Raw genomic sequence first — 15,684 nt, 5'->3', positions numbered from 1 at the left:
ACGGATTAAAAGGAAGTGACCATTATGAATTGTGAAATCATCTGTGTCGGTACGGAGCTGCTGACCGGGGACACACTGAACACCCATGCGACTTATTTGTCAAAGGAGCTGTCATTGCGCAGCTTCTCGGTCCATTATCAGACGACCATCGGAGATAACCCAGCCCGCCTGAAAGAGGTGCTGGGTGAGGCCGTGGGCCGTAGTGAAATGATTGTTGTGACTGGGGGCCTTGGACCCACCCAAGACGATCTGACAAAGGAAACGGTAGCTGATTTCTTTGGGCTCCCCATGACCCGGGATGAAGAGGAAGTGGCTAAGCTGACCGCTTTCTTTGAAAAACGTCAGATGGTTATGACAGAGAATAATCTGCGTCAGGCTGATATACCGGTGGGGGCTAAGAAGCTACCTAATCCCAGGGGGTCAGCTCCGGGGATTATGGTTGATAAAAATGGTGTCCGGGTATTTCTTCTCCCTGGCCCCCCCCATGAAATGAAGGGGATGTTTGAGGACGAAGTACTGCCAATCATGGAAAAGATGATGGATCATCAGGTCATTTCCCGATATTATAATCTGGGTGGAATTGGCGAGTCCATGGTGGAGGACACCCTGATGGATATCATCGATCGTCAGGATAACCCAACCATTGCCACCTATGCCAAGGTAGGGGAGGTACTGGTGCGCATTACAGCCAGCGGCAAAGATGAGATCGAGATGAATGCCATTCTGGATAAGTATGAAAAGGTACTGGTGGAACGGTTAGGTCAACATATCTTTACACATTCCCAGGACCCCTTGTATATCGCCGTGGGCAAGCTCCTTATTGAAAAGGGAGTGACCATTGCTACTGCAGAATCCTGTACAGGAGGATTGATTTCTGGAAAGCTGGCAGAGGTTCCCGGTATTTCCAAAAGCCTTAAAATGGGGCTGGTAACTTATTCCAACGAGGCAAAAATACAGCTCCTTGACGTCTCTTCGGACACTCTGGCCCAGTATGGCGCAGTGAGTGCCCAGACGGCCCGGGAGATGTGCGAAAACTTAGCCCGGATATCCGGCTGTGATCTGACTGTGTCGGTCACTGGCATTGCCGGGCCTGGTGGAGGAACGGCGGAAAAACCAGTGGGATTGGTTTATGTGGGCATTCATTATCTGGGAGAAACGACTATTGAGGAATGCCACTTCGGAGGAGCCCGAACCATCATTCAAACCCGGGTGGTCAATGCAGCCTTGAACTTGGTTCGGACCCATATTTTGAAAATCAAAAATGGTAATGTGTTTAATTAATAAAGAGAAAGTGAGCAATAATGGCAAAAAAGGATAAACAACCCCTTGTAAAAGTGGTACAACAAACTGAGAATCAGGCGAAGCAGGAAGCATTGAATGCGGCCTTAAAGAAAATCGAAAAGGACTTTGGAAAAGGTGCTATTATGCGTCTGGGGGACGATGCCTCTAAAATGGATGTGGATGTCATATCCACTTCATCCATTGGGCTGGACTTAGCCCTTGGGATTGGTGGGGTTCCCCGGGGACGGATTATTGAAATCTATGGTCCAGAATCCTCAGGGAAAACGACACTGGCCCTTCATATTGTGGCGGAAGCCCAAAAAAATGGCGGCAATGCGGCCTTTATCGATGCTGAGCATGCCCTGGACCCGGAATACGCCCGGGCTTTAGGCGTGGATATTGACAATTTGCTGGTTTCCCAACCCGATACAGGGGAACAGGCCCTGGAAATTTTAGAAGCTCTGGTCCGAAGCGGCGCCATTGACGTGGTGGTGGTGGACTCCGTAGCCGCCCTGGTTCCCCGGGCAGAAATTGATGGGGAAATGGGGGATTCCCATGTGGGTCTCCATGCCCGCCTCATGTCCCAGGCTCTGAGAAAGTTAGCCGGAACCATTAAGAAGGCCAATACCGCAGCGATTTTCATCAATCAGCTTCGGGAAAAAGTCGGTGTTGTCTATGGGAATCCAGAGGTTACCACTGGCGGACGGGCTCTCAAGTTCTATTCCTCGGTCCGAATGGATGTCCGAAAGGGTGAGCCCATTAAAAAAGGCTCGGAGCTTATTGGGAATCGAACCAAGGTCAAGGTGGTTAAAAATAAAATGGCACCGCCATTTAAAATCGCAGAATTCGATATTATGTACGGTGAGGGTATTTCCCATATTGGAGATGTTTTAGACATTGCGGTTGAGCTGGATCTCATCCACAAGGCCGGGTCCTGGTTCTCCTACAATGAGGAGCGCATTGGACAGGGACGGGATAAAGTCAAGGATTTCTTGAAGGAAAACCCGGACATTTGTGATACCATTGAGCAGCAAATCCGGGATTTTTACAAAAAAGCCAAGGAGCCTGAGGTTGCCGTGGAATCTGAAGAAGCCCTTCTGCCGACAGATGACGAGATCATTCAGGATACCTTTGACATGGGACATTTTGAGGATGAGTAGGGGAGAAGTAAGACTGAAATTATAGGCTTAGCAAACCCTTTAATCCTGTAGTTTTCATCATTCCTTCAGGTACCTTTCAAAAACCCATCACATTTTCTCCTTACAATAGAGACATCACATTGAATACTAGGAGGAAAGAGTGATGGAATATAATCATAATGATCGTCAGGAAACGACGGATTTTATATTAATCGATGCACCGAAGACGGAGGATGGCCAGTCCAGCCATGGGGCCAAGGAACTGCCTATGGGTGGAGTTGTCCCACCAACCAATAAAAAAAGACGCACCCGGAAGGGGGCGGCCTTTGGCGGAATGAAAAAATCCATGGCTGGCATGATGGTGGGCTGTGTCCTTCTTTCTGGAGCGATGGGCTTTGGAGGGGGGATGCTGGCTAACCAAGTGGCCGGTGGCAAGACGGTAATGTATCAGTCTGTAGCCCAGGCTACGGCGGCCGGAACCTCGGACAGTACGGCCTCCACTACGGAAAAGGTGGCCTCATCAGCGGCCAACTCGGTGGTGGAAATTAAAACTGAGGCGGTGACTAAAAGCCAGTATATGCAGGATATGGTGACAGAAGGTGCGGGTAGTGGTGTCATCGTTAGCGCTGACGGCTATATTGTGACCAATAACCACGTCATTAACGGCGCCTCGAAGATTACGGTAACCACCAAGGATGAAAAATTCTATGAAGCGACCCTGGTGGGAACAGATTCAGAAAGTGATGTAGCGTTACTTAAAATAAGTGCTTCCAATTTGCAGCCAGTGGTCATGGGAAATTCGGATGGGATTGTTGTCGGCCAACAGGCCATTGCCATTGGCAACCCCTTAGGTGAGCTGGGAGGAACCGTAACGGATGGGATTATTTCGGCCTTGAACCGTGAAATCACCATCGATGGTGAAACGATGAACCTGCTCCAAACGGATACAGCGATCAATCCCGGAAATTCCGGCGGTGGTCTTTTTAACGCCAGCGGTGAGATGATCGGTCTGGTGGTGGCTAAATCATCAGGAACTGGGGTAGAGGGCTTAGGCTTTGCCATTCCAGTGAATGAAGTGAAATCAGTGGTGGAAGCCTTAATGTCTGACGGCTATGTAAAGGGTCGGGCCAGCCTTGGGGTCACCCTGGTGGATGTGGATTCTGCTGAAACCGCGATGCAGTATCGGGTTAATAGTACCGGTGTCTATATCAGCCAGGTTACAAGCGGCGGTCCGGCTGCCAATGCGGGACTCCAATCTGGGGACCGGATTGTTTCGGTCGGCGGAACAGCAGTTTCCAGCGCGGCAGATGTCAAACAGGCCATCCGTAGCCACTCCGTGGGGGATACAATTGAGGTAAAGGTGTCCCGAAATAGCAGCGAGCAAACCATGAAGGTTACCCTTGGTGAATATCAGGGAGAAAATACTTCGTCTACAAGTCAGCAATAAGGCTGGGATGTCCAGCTTACCACCCATTGTAGTGTGAAAGGATAAGAGCATGATTCGGATATTAATGGTCGATGATGAAGAGAAAATCAGACGCTTGGTGCGCAAATATGCAGAATTCGAGGGCTATGAGGTCGTTGAGGCGGGGGATGGTATGGATGCCATCGATAAAGTCCGCCACCAGGATTTTGATATTATCATCATGGATGTGATGATGCCGGAGCTCGATGGATTTTCAACTTGTCGCGAGATTCGAAAGACCAGCAAGACCCCGATTATCATGCTGTCGGCCCGGGGTGAGGAGTATGACCGTATCCATGGCTTTGAGCTGGGAATTGACGATTATGTGGTCAAACCCTTTTCACCCAAGGAGCTGATGCTGCGGATTAAAGCCATTTTAGCCCGGGTCCATCAAGCCGGTGGTGGAGATGATCGGGAGATTATCCAGATTGAGGGAATTGAGGTGGATATGGCCGCACGGAAGGTAACGGTTGACGGGGAACTTGCCAGTATGACACCCAAGGAGTACGATCTGTTTTTCTATATGCTTAAAAACCGTGGCATCGCTCTCACCCGGGATAAGCTGATTACCAATGTCTGGGGCTATGATTTTTATGGCGATGACCGGACCCTGGACACCCATATTAAATTACTCAGAAAGAGCCTCGGACCCTATAGCAAATGCATCGTCACCCTCCGAGGTGTGGGGTATCGCTTTGAAGCTTAAAGAACTCAGCCTGAAATGGAAACTTTTCCTCTTCATCACCGCTTTTTTGGCGGTGATGATTTTTATAATCTGGCTTTTTCAAATTGTCTTTTTAAGTACTTTTTACCGAAAAAGCAAGATTGATGAGCTGCATACCTCGGCCCAGAGTATTGTGACGAATCTGGGAACAAGTGATGCGGGGGAGGCCATCAATGCAGTGGTGGAGCGCAGTAATACTTGTGTTAAGGTGGTTAATCTGGAGAATGGGACTGTCATCGATGTGGATCGGACGCCCAATTGCGTCTTGCATTATCTCAGCAGCCAGGACTTGAGTCAGCTGTACCAAAATGCCAAGGAAAATAATGGGACCTATCTGGCTTCCTTTTCACGGACAGGCAAATTTGTGGACGGTGGTGAGGAGAGCATCGTCTACACCCAAATATCCGGTAATTATGTGGTGATGCTCAATACTATGATTACACCGGTGAATGCCACAGTGAGTACCCTGCGCAGCCAGTTGGTGTATCTGAGCCTGATCTTTGGTGTGCTGGGACTGCTTTTTGCAGCACTCATCTCAAAACGGATTTCAAAGCCCATTATGGTGACGAATGAATCCGCCAAGGAGCTGGCCGAGGGAAATGTCAACGTGCATTTTGACGGGGAGGGCTATCGTGAAATTACAGAACTAAATAGTACGCTTAATTATGCGGCGGGGGAGCTGGCTAAGGTTGAAAAGCTCCAGCGGGAGCTCATCGCTAATGTATCTCATGACCTGCGAACTCCTCTGACGATGATTACCGGTTATGCAGAGGTCATCCGGGATCTCCCCGGAGAAAACACTCCAGAGAATGTGCAAATCATTATCGATGAGGCCAACCGTTTGGCAGCCCTCGTCAATGATGTCCTTGATATTTCCAAGCTGCGGGCTGGTGTCCAGGATTTGGATGTGGAGGTTTTCTGTCTGACTGATACCATCCGGCAGATTATGAAGCGTTACACAAAGCTCACAGAGCAGGACGGCTACAGTATCATTTTTGAGGCGGATTCAGAGGTTTATGCCCAGGGAGATGAACTTAAAATCACCCAGGTCATTTATAATCTGGTGAACAATGCTATCCATTATACCGGTGCGGATAAACGTGTGGTTATTCGCCAAACCATCAGCGAGGCCCGGGTGCGGATTGCTGTGACGGATACGGGAGAGGGCATTGCCGAGGATCAGCTGCCCTATGTTTGGGATCGGTACTATAAAATCGATAAAAACCACCAGTTGGCTTCGGTGGGTACAGGGCTGGGCTTGTCCATTGTAAAAAATATCTTAACGCTCCATGGGATGCCCTTTGGCGTCTCAAGTACTTTGAATGAGGGAAGTACCTTTTGGTTTGAAATGGGCATTGCAAAAGAATCTGAGAACGGGTATACTATATAAGTTGGTAGCAGGCTGGATGATCGCGGGCACTTAAGTACCTGAGGAAAGTCCGAGCTCCAGAGGGCAGGATGCCGGATAACGTCCGGTGGAGGTAACTCCAAGGCAAGTGCAACAGAGAGTAAACCGCCAGCTCTGCTGGTAAGGGTGAAAGGGTGAGGTAAGAGCTCACCAGTGGCATGGGTAACCGGTCAGCTGGGTAAACCCCATTCGGAGCAAGACCAAGAACGGATTTCAAAAGGCGGCGGCCCGTCGCTATCCTATGGTAGGTCGCTTGAACCCATCGGCGACGATGGGTCTAGACAGATGATCGTTAAAACAGAACTCGGCTTATAGGCCTGGTACCACCAAAAAGACCATCCTACGGGGTGGTTTTTTGTGTTAGAAAGTGCTTTACTTTAATAGGGTTTTTGTATACAATATTAAAGTATCGCTTAAGAATAAGAAAGTGGGGTTTATGTATGAAAATTAGTGGTGAGCTTGTCATCTTTTTTGTGTATCTCATCGTACTGATCGCCATCGGTTTGCATTTTTATAAAAAGTCCGATAGTGCGGAGGGCTTCTTTTTAGGTGGTCGGGGACTGGGAAGCTGGGTAACCGCTTTTTCGGCCCAGGCCAGTGATATGAGTGGCTGGCTGCTCATGGGACTTCCTGGTGCCATTTACCTTGGTGGAATGCCTGAGGTGTGGATCGGTATTGGTCTCTTCATCGGGACGGCGCTGAATTGGAAGTTTGTGGCGGCCCGTCTGCGGACCTACACCGAGGAGACGGGGTCTCTAACGCTGTCGACTTTCCTGGAAAAACGCTATAAGGATCCCACCCGGGCCATTCGGATTGTTTCGGCACTGGTCATTCTGGTGTTCTTTACCATTTACTCGGCTTCAGGGATGGTGGCATCCGGAAAGTTGTTCCAAATTATGTTTGGTGTGGATTATCGGTCAGCTGTTATTATCGGGGGCATCGTCATTGTTGCCTATACCTTTTTAGGGGGATTTTTGGCTGTGTGCTGGACGGACCTGATCCAGGGGGTGCTCATGGTTATTGCCATTACGGTGGTCCCTATTTTAGCGATGATTGAAATGGGGGGATTGGGAACAACTGTGACGGCTATGGCGGTCCAGGATATTCCCATCAATCTTTTTGGCAATGGTATTTCAATACTGGCTATCCTTTCGGCAGTGGCCTGGGGTCTGGGATATTTTGGACAGCCCCATATCCTTGTGCGTTTCATGGGGATTCGAAGTATTAAAGATTTGCCGAAGTCGATGACCATCGCCATTGTTTGGGTGATTGTTTCCTTGGCTGGGGCAATTTTCGTGGGCTTATTGTCCATTCCACTATTCCCAGGATTAAGTGATGGCTCCCAGGAAACGGTGTTTATTCTGATGATTCGACAGTATTTTCCGGTTTGGATTGGCGGGATTTTCCTGGCAGCCATTATGGCGGCCATTATGTCCACCATTGATTCCCAGCTTTTGGTGTCCTCTTCTGCACTCACCGAAGATTTGTGGGATGTCTTTGCTAAAAAGAGATTATCAGATAAGATGTCGGTGAATATTGGTCGTGGTGCTGTGGTTGTCATTGCAGTGCTGGCCATGTTGCTGGCCCTTCAGGATAATGCCTCGGTTATGGGGTTAGTCTCCTACGCCTGGAGTGGCTTTGGTGCAGCCTTTGGTCCCCTGGTGCTCTTTGGACTGTATTCCCGAAAGACCACCTGGCAGGCTGCCCTTTCAGGCATGATTGTGGGAACCTTCACCGTGGTGATTTGGAAGATGACGGGGATGAGCAGCCTGATGTACGAAATCGTGCCGGGCTTTCTCCTCAATGTGATCGTTATCCTCATCGTCAACCGCTTGACGAAGCCAAACCCGGAATGTATGAAGGAATTTGATGAGATGGTGGCCATTGTGGCAGCGGCAAAAACAGAGGTAAAATAAGCTGTGGATTTTCGTATTTTCGTGTAATCCGTTTAGTTTTTATCTTTCCATGAACCGGGAGATATGATAAGATAATTTAAAAAAGTGAAGGAGCTGGTAGCAGTGAGAGAGTCTCAACCCATACTTAAATTTAAGAAAATTCAGGATGGCCCGGATACGTTCATTGAAATGGAGTTGTCTGAATTCCATTGGCCTGAAGGCGGTGTCGGAAAATGCCCCGTCTGTGGTGCGAAGGTCGTCGGTGTCGGGAAGGATTGGGTTTGTGAAGGCGAAGACTGTGGCGCTAAGTTTAACGGTCCGATATTTTAATAAAGGGAGGGACTGTCGTGAATCGACAGTCCTTTTCTCTTTATCTGTACCCGGCGGAATGCAGTGATATTTTTTAAAAGAATGGTGTGGTTTCAGATCTCGTTAAGTCCTTGGCAATTCCATTGGACGCATGTCCGGATACATGATAAAATAAAAGATAATTCTAGTTTACAAGGAGGGCAAGCAATGCAATTCATCGGTCGGAGAAAAGAGCTCCAGAAGCTTCAGAATGCCTGGGCATCCCAGGATGCTTTCATTTTGTTGGATGGGCGTAAATATATTGGGAAGACCACGTTGGCACAGGCCTTTGCGGAAGGGAAGCAGGCGTTGTATTTTTCGGCAGGGAATGTATCGGATGCCATGAACCGTCGGGCTTTTGAGAAGGCCTTCACCGATTATTGTGGCGGGGGATCCAAGGTGGGTGCTCAGACAACCAATGCCTGGAAGGATATGCTGCGGCTCTTTGCAGATCGTCCGGGGACGGAGCGAAAAGTTCTGATTATTGATAATTTCAATTTTCTGGTCCAGGCAGACCCGGGAATCCTCAGCGTGTTTCGCCATGCCTGGGAGAATATCTTAAAGCCAAATTTCGTGATGGTGGTTCTGATTGTTCCCACAGGACGGCTGCTCCTCAATATGTCAGAAAAGAGTAAGTCCTTTATGGGACGGCTTACCCATCGGATTTCCTTAAAGCAGGTCACCTTTGTTGAGCTGATGAAGGATTTTCCCCATCATGACTTTAATCAGCTGATGATGCTGTATGCCATCGTCGGTGGAGTTCCAAGGTATTGGGAGTATTTCAGAGAGTGTATTGAGATGGAAGAGTTCATCTCAGCCATTGGGGATTTTTTCCTCAATCCCTATGGAGATTTACTGGACGAACCGGTAAAACTTATCGAAAATGAGGTGATGGATCCTACAGAGTATCATTCGGTACTGTCCGCTATGGCCTCTGGAGCCACCACGATTGCCGATGTTGCGGCTCTCTGTGGGTATAAAAATGGGGGCGTAGAGGAGCTGATGGGCAATCTGTTGTCACTGGGATTTGTGGCCCGGAACACCTCCATCATCGAGAAGAAATTTTCCTTTAGCAAAGCTTTGGAATATCAGATTGCTGACCCCTTGCTGTGCTTTTGGTATACCTTTGTTTTTCCAAGCTATCAGCAGATCACCACAGGACAGGACCGTGTGGCCATGGAGCAGCTGATGGCTGGGTTTGAGGAGTATATTCAGGCTTGGTTTAAAAAGGTGGCAGTGGAAATATTGCTGGTGGCCTGTAAACAAAAGACCATCCCCATCAATTGTGATACTGTGGGTTCTTTCTTTAATAAAGCGACAGTAGTGGATATTGTGGGGATTGATAATACAAGAAAGTGTCTTTTCCTTGGGGATTGTGCCTATCGAGGTGAGGCTTACACCAAGGCGGATTACGACGCCTTTGTGGATAAGTGTGAAGAAATTAAGGAGCTGCGGGCCTATAAGGATTACGACCGGGTGTACGGCGTCTTTGCCAATCGTCCCTTTGAGTCGGATCTCATGGAATATGCCATGCTCACCAAAAATGTACTGTTATTTAACGGAATCACTATTTATTCACTGAATTCCTAGGTATAAAATTCAAACATCCCACTGGAAATCAAATGCCAATGGGATGTTTTTCATAAAGACCTACCGTTTAGCCAGAGCGGCACTACCGATGACCAGGGCGGTGGTGGCGATGATGAATGAGACGATGCTAATGATGAATCCTGCGATTTTCATGGAATCTACCTCTTTTCTTTTTTTATATTATATCATGGTCCAAGCTGAATTTCAGCTAAAAGAAGTAAACTAAAGATGTAAGTTTATACCTAGAGAAATAAAAGGAAAAAGGAGGTCTGTATGCTTGATCAGGTGAATGTAAAGGTTAGATTGACAAAGGAAGAATGGGCACAGCGTAAGATGGAGAAGAAGGCTCTGGCCCTTAAGCTGGGGGAATGCCAGCGGCGGGTAAAGGCGCTGGGTATCCCGGTGATGATCCTCTTTGACGGATGGGATGCAGCGGGGAAGGGGACCATCATTAACGATCTGATGATTCCCCTGGATCCCCGGAGCTTTACGGTGTACAATTGCAAGCGGACCGTCAATGATGATGAAGCCAATCGGCCCTTTTTATGGCGGTATTGGATGAAGACGCCACCAAAGGGACAGATGGTCATCCTGGATAGCAGCTATTATTCTGATTTGGTACACCAGACAGATCTCAAAGGGGCTGATTATCAGCTGATGCTTGCCGAAGCCAATGAATTTGAGGCGACCCTTTCCGCTAGTGGCACCCTTATTGTAAAATTTTTTGTCCATATCAGCCGCAAGGAACAGCGCAGGCGATTTAAAAAACTGGAAGCCCGCAAGGCGACCCGCTGGCGGGTTACGGATTCGGATTGGGCTGAAAATGCACGATATAAAGCACTGGCAGCCCGATATGACACGGCCCTGGAGGCGACTGACAGTGACTGTGCCCCCTGGGAAATTATCGAGGGGGAGGATAAGGCTTATGCTGGTCTAAAGGTATATAGCCTGTTGGCCCAACGCCTGGCGGCAGCCATTGCCAAGGTGGAAGCCACAGAAAAGAAGGTTTATCGGCCATTGATTACCGCTGGGGATGATCCTTTGGGGACGGCTATACTCAGTGGTGTCGATATGGACCGCCATCTTGATCGGAAGGTTTACAAAAAGGAGCTAGCCGCTTGTCAAAAACGCCTGCGTACCCTGGAGTATGATATTTATCGTCGTCGGATTCCTGTGGTTCTGGGCTTTGAAGGCTGGGATGCTGGTGGTAAAGGGGGAGCCATCAAGCGTCTGTGCGAGAATCTGGATCCCCGGGGATATCAGGTCCATCCCACGGCGGCACCAACCCAAGAGGAACTGAGTCATAACTGGCTGTGGCGGTTTTGGCGGACGGTGCCGAAGCGCGGGCATTTCAGCATTTATGACCGTACCTGGTATGGCAGGGTTATGGTGGAGCCCATTGAGGGATTTTGTACACTATCGGAATATGATCGGGCCTTTTCAGAAATTAACGATTTTGAAAAGCAGCTGACGGATTTTGGGGCCATCGTCCTCAAGTTTTGGATGAACATTACCCCGGAGGAGCAGGAACGTCGCTTTAAAGAGCGGGAGGCCGACCCGGATAAGCAGTGGAAGATCACAGAGGAGGATTGGCGGAATCGGGAGAAGTGGGATGCTTACACCGTGGCAGTGGACCGGATGCTGCTGCGTACCTCCACAACCGCAGCACCTTGGATCATCGTAGAGGGCAATGATAAGTATTATGCCAGAATTCGGGTGCTGAAGGCGGTTATTGAAGCGATAGAGCAGAAATTTGCCGATTCACGCCTCTGATATCGACTTGCAAAACGAAAAAACTGACAATATTTTATCTCTATTTGTTTGTATACAGGTAAAATGAAGTGTGATATAATTATTTATGGTAAAAATTTGTACTAAAATCTATTACAAATGCAGTAATTGCGATTTTAAGGAGGAACTATGTCTAAAAAGATGATGACGATGGATGGTAATCAGGCCGCGGCTCACGTAGCTTACGCGTTTACCGAAGTCGCCGGGATTTTCCCGATTACCCCTTCTTCACCAATGGCTGAGCACGTGGATGCTTGGGCCGCGAAGGGAATGAAAAATATCTTTGGTGAAACCGTCAAGGTTTCAGAGCTGCAGTCTGAAGGTGGTGCTGCTGGTGCGGTCCACGGATCTTTAGCCGCAGGTGCGTTAACGACGACTTTCACCGCTTCCCAGGGCTTGCTCCTGATGATTCCGAATATGTATAAAATTGCCGGTGAATTACTCCCCGGTGTTTTCCATGTGTCTGCCCGTACCCTGGCTGCCCATGCCCTCTCTATTTTTGGGGATCATGGCGATGTTATGGCTTGCCGTCAGACCGGGTTTGCCATGTTGGCCACTGGCTCCGTTCAGGAAGTCATGGACTTAGGTGGGGTTGCCCATCTGGCTGCCATTAAATCCAAGGTTCCCTTTATGCATTTCTTTGACGGGTTTAGAACCTCCCATGAAGTGTCCAAGGTGGAAGTCATGGATTACGATGTTTATAAGAAACTCCTTGACTGGGATGCCGTTCAGGCTTTCCGTGACCACGCTTTAAATCCGGAACATCCGGTAACCCGTGGGACCGCTCAGAATGGGGATATTTACTTCCAGGCTCGTGAAGCCTGTAACAAATTCTACGATGCTGTACCAGCCATCGTGGAAGACTATATGGCTAAGATTTCCGAAGAAACCGGTCGGGAATACCATCTGTTTAACTACTATGGACCGGAAGACGCCGAAGACGTCATCGTGGCCATGGGTTCTGTGACAGATACCATTGAAGAAACCATTGATTATCTGGCTGCTAAGGGTGAAAAACTGGGTGTCATCAAAGTGCACCTTTTCCGTCCTTTCGCTCCGGAATACCTGCTCAAGGTAATGCCTGCTTCCGTTAAACGCCTCTGTGTCTTAGACCGGACCAAGGAACCTGGCGCATTGGGTGATCCTCTGTATCAGGATATCTGTACCGTTTACTTTGGCAAGAAGGATGCCCCCTCCATTATTGCTGGCCGTTATGGTTTATCCTCTAAAGACACTACACCGGCTCAGATTGTAGCGGTGTATGACAATATGCGTGCTGCTGAACCTAAGGATAAGTTTACCATTGGGATTGTGGATGATGTGACCTTCACCAACCTTGAAATTGGCGAAAACATCAATACTGTCCCTGAAGGCACTACTGCCTGCAAGTTCTGGGGATTGGGCTCTGACGGAACCGTCGGTGCCAATAAAAATGCCATCAAAATCATTGGGGACCATACCGATTTATATGCCCAGGGTTACTTTGATTATGACTCCAAGAAATCCGGCGGGATTACCTGCTCCCATCTGCGTTTTGGGAAGAAGCCTATTAAGTCACCTTACCTGGTGTCTAATTCAGACTTCATTTCCTGTTCCACTGAATCTTATGTGCATACCTATGACCTGTTAAAGGGCCTGCGCAAGGGCGGCTCATTCCTGCTTAATACCGTATGGGATGACGCAGAAATTGATCGTCAGCTACCCGCTCACATGAAGCGTTACATCGCACAGAACGATATCCAGTTCTATACGATTAATGCTACTGCGGCAGCTGAAGCAATCGGCCTGGGTCGTCGGACCAATATGATCATGCAAGCTGCCTTCTTTAAGCTGGCGGACATTATCCCCATCGAAGATGCGGTGAAGTTCTCCAAAGAAGGAATTAAGAAATCCTATGGTCATAAGGGCGATAAGATTGTCGAAATGAACTACAAGGCTGTGGATGCTGGGATTGACCCTTCTATCTTAAAGAAATACGATGTGCCAGCTTCCTGGGCAACTGCAGAAGACGCTCCGAAAGCCAAGGCAAAGGACCCCAAATTCGTGGAAGAAGTTGTCCGTCCCATTGGCCGTTTTGAAGGGGATACCATTCCGGTTTCTGCTTTTGTCGGAAATGAAGATGGGACCTGGATGGCTGGGACCGCTGCTTTTGAAAAACGCGGGATTGCTGTTAACGTACCGAAGTGGAACGCTGATAATTGTATCCAGTGTAACCAGTGCTCCTTCGTTTGTCCCCATGCTGCCATTCGTCCGGTTCTTCTGACTGAAGAAGAAAAGGCTGCTGCACCAGAATCCTTTACCACCATTAAGGCAAACGGTAAGGCTCTGGCAGGCTTGAGCTACCGCATCCAGGTAGATCCTTTGGATTGTACCGGTTGTGGCAACTGTGTGGATGCCTGCATCGCGAAGACTAAAGCTTTAACCTTAGAACCCATCGCCACCCAAATGCCTGAACAGGCTAACTGGGATTACGCCATGAGCGTTCCGGTGAAGGATGATAAGATGGATAAATATAGCGTCAAGGGTAGCCAGTTCTGCCAGCCGCTCCTTGAATTCTCCGGCGCTTGCGCAGGTTGTGGCGAAACACCATACATCAAGGCCGTTACCCAGCTTTATGGGGATCGGATGATGATTGCCAATGCTACCGGTTGCTCCTCCATCTGGGGTGCCTCCGCTCCGGCGTCTCCGTATTGTAAGAATGCCCAGGGCCAGGGCCCAACCTTCTGTAACTCTTTATTTGAAGATAATGCAGAATTTGGTTTTGGGATGCTTCAGGGTGTTAAGGCTATCCGTGCGACCATTGCCAGCTATTTAGGCGAAATCGCAGAAAAGGCTCCAGAAAATGTAGCAACTGCTGCTAAAAACTGGATCGAAAATATGGATGATGCCGAAGGCTCTAAAGTTGCTTCCAGAGAATTGAAGGCTGCTTTAGCTGGCTTTGAATGTAATTGCGAGCTCTCTGATAAGGTGAAATTCGTTAAGGACAATGCGGATCACTTCGTGAAGAAATCCGTCTGGGTGTTCGGTGGCGACGGCTGGGCATACGATATTGGTTTCGGCGGCTTAGACCATGTGTTGGCTTCCAAGCAGGATATTAATGTCTTCGTACTGGATACAGAAGTGTATTCCAACACCGGTGGTCAGGCTTCCAAGTCAACCCCGACCGCTGCTATTGCCCAGTTTGCTGCTTCCGGCGAACGGATTAAGAAAAAGGATCTGGGTATGATCGCAGCAACCTACGGCTATGTCTATGTGGCACAGGTGGCCATGGGCGCGGACAAGAACCAGTTCATGAAGGTTCTTAAGGAAGCAGAAGCTTACAAGGGACCATCCCTGATCATCGGCTATGCACCGTGTATCAACCACGGCATCAAGGGCGGTATGGGTAAGACCCAGTCCCACGAAAAGGCTGCTGTGGATTGTGGCTACTGGCATCTGTACCACTTCAATCCAGAAGCTGAACATCCCTTCAGCCTGGATTCCAAGGCACCGGACTTCTCCAAGTTCCAGGATTTCATTGGTTCCGAAGTTCGCTACAATTCCCTGCGTCGGGCTTTCCCGGATATCGCAGACGAACTGTACGCCAAGGCACAGGAAGAAGCAGAAGAACGCTATGCTGGTTATGTAAAGCGTAACGAAGAATAATAACGCCCCTTTAGTGGCAAGTGTAGAAGAGCATCCTTCGGGGTGCTCTCAGACTGTCGACAAAGCCAGGTCAGGGTGATGATAAAAATACGAGAACCCCGGCGCCCCTGCGGGCTGGCGTTTTGGACTTTCATCAAATTAAGAAAGCAAACCCGCCCTAAACCTTATCAAAACCGAAGGTTTTGCGCACTGACGACTGAGGACTTTCCCTTTGTTCATCAGCGCTTGGGGGCCGGGGTGAATCTTTTTTATCCTCTCCCTGACCGCGCTAAGGCACTTTGTCTACGCTTTGAGAGCATCCTTCGGGGTGCTCTTTTTTTTAGGTTCTATAATAAATGTTGGGGTGAGAACCACCTCAGCATTTATTATTTTTAAAAAAAATGAGCATGAGTGGTTCA

Annotated in this window: 10 protein-coding genes and 1 other RNA gene; all 11 read left to right on the top strand. The window is 48.8% G+C overall.

Annotation, left to right across the window (positions count from 1 at the left end; genetic code table 11):
* Positions 1–24 precede the first annotated feature (24 nt).
* The 11 genes from BLU30_RS10780 (at position 25) to nifJ (ending at position 15,286) form a co-directional block, all read left to right on the top strand.
* On the top strand, positions 25–1,281 hold the full coding sequence (locus BLU30_RS10780) for a competence/damage-inducible protein A (protein WP_090246295.1): 1,257 nt from the start codon (positions 25–27) through the stop codon (positions 1,279–1,281).
* Positions 1,282–1,301: 20 nt separating this feature from the next.
* On the top strand, positions 1,302–2,441 hold the full coding sequence (gene recA, locus BLU30_RS10775) for a recombinase RecA (RefSeq protein WP_090246293.1): 1,140 nt from the start codon (positions 1,302–1,304) through the stop codon (positions 2,439–2,441).
* Between the two features lie 142 nt (positions 2,442–2,583).
* On the top strand, positions 2,584–3,867 hold the full coding sequence (locus BLU30_RS10770) for a S1C family serine protease (RefSeq protein ID WP_242873571.1): 1,284 nt from the start codon (positions 2,584–2,586) through the stop codon (positions 3,865–3,867).
* Between the two features lie 49 nt (positions 3,868–3,916).
* Positions 3,917–4,591 carry a response regulator transcription factor gene (locus BLU30_RS10765; RefSeq protein ID WP_090246291.1) on the top strand — a complete coding sequence of 225 codons (675 nt, stop codon included), beginning with the start codon at positions 3,917–3,919 and terminating at the stop codon, positions 4,589–4,591.
* Positions 4,581–5,999 (top strand): HAMP domain-containing sensor histidine kinase, encoded by a 1,419-nt coding sequence (locus BLU30_RS10760; protein ID WP_090246290.1) that lies wholly within the window; start codon positions 4,581–4,583, stop codon positions 5,997–5,999. Before BLU30_RS10765 ends, BLU30_RS10760 begins: the two co-directional genes overlap by 11 nt.
* Positions 6,000–6,003: 4 nt before the next feature.
* Positions 6,004–6,345, top strand: an RNA gene (gene rnpB / locus BLU30_RS10755) — RNase P RNA component class A.
* A gap of 112 nt (positions 6,346–6,457) precedes the next feature.
* Positions 6,458–7,933: a sodium/proline symporter PutP gene (gene putP, locus BLU30_RS10750; RefSeq protein WP_090246289.1), complete on the top strand. Its 1,476-nt coding sequence runs from the start codon at positions 6,458–6,460 to the stop codon at positions 7,931–7,933.
* 102 nt (positions 7,934–8,035) lie between these two features.
* Positions 8,036–8,242: a hypothetical protein gene (locus BLU30_RS10745; RefSeq protein ID WP_090246287.1), complete on the top strand. Its 207-nt coding sequence runs from the start codon at positions 8,036–8,038 to the stop codon at positions 8,240–8,242.
* 186 nt (positions 8,243–8,428) lie between these two features.
* Positions 8,429–9,850, top strand: a complete 1,422-nt coding sequence (locus BLU30_RS10740; protein WP_176770914.1) for an ATP-binding protein — start codon at positions 8,429–8,431, stop codon at positions 9,848–9,850.
* 273 nt (positions 9,851–10,123) lie between these two features.
* Positions 10,124–11,623: a polyphosphate:AMP phosphotransferase gene (pap, locus tag BLU30_RS10735; protein WP_090246283.1), complete on the top strand. Its 1,500-nt coding sequence runs from the start codon at positions 10,124–10,126 to the stop codon at positions 11,621–11,623.
* 147 nt (positions 11,624–11,770) lie between these two features.
* On the top strand, positions 11,771–15,286 hold the full coding sequence (gene nifJ / locus BLU30_RS10730) for a pyruvate:ferredoxin (flavodoxin) oxidoreductase (RefSeq protein ID WP_090246281.1): 3,516 nt from the start codon (positions 11,771–11,773) through the stop codon (positions 15,284–15,286).
* Positions 15,287–15,684: the final 398 nt, after the last annotated feature.

This window comes from Eubacterium barkeri (assembly GCF_900107125.1).
In the GTDB taxonomy this organism is placed as follows: domain Bacteria; phylum Bacillota; class Clostridia; order Eubacteriales; family Eubacteriaceae; genus Eubacterium_O; species Eubacterium_O barkeri.
This window is presented reverse-complemented; position numbering and strand designations above follow the sequence as displayed.